The following is a 279-nucleotide window of genomic DNA, read 5'->3' as shown; positions in this document are numbered from 1 at the left end:
TGGCCTGTGACGCGCTTGAACATCCGGGCGAAATGAAATGGGCTCAGGCAGGCGATATCGGCGAGTTGGGCGACCGAAATCTCACGATCGATGTTCTCGTGCATGAACTCGATCGCTCTCCTGATCCGCTCGGGGCAGTCACGTACCAGGGCGGTAACCGGAAGCTGAGAGCGATCGTTAGAATAGGCGTGGGCCAGACGAGCCGTGAGCGCCAAAGCCGCCGCCTCCACCAGCATGCGACCGGCTGAGGTCTCGTGGGTCAGCTCGTCCCGGATGGCC

General features: G+C 62.4%; 1 protein-coding gene. It reads right to left on the bottom strand.

Annotated elements, in window-relative coordinates; genetic code table 11:
• A partial coding sequence (locus tag AX750_RS03915; protein ID WP_156462428.1) for an AraC family transcriptional regulator occupies positions 1-279 on the bottom strand: 279 nt, incomplete at both ends.

The organism is Methylobacterium sp. CCH7-A2 (assembly GCF_001557075.1).
GTDB lineage: Bacteria > Pseudomonadota > Alphaproteobacteria > Rhizobiales > Beijerinckiaceae > Allobosea > Allobosea massiliensis.
Note: the sequence above shows the minus strand (reverse complement) of the source record. Positions and strands in the feature narration are given on the sequence as shown.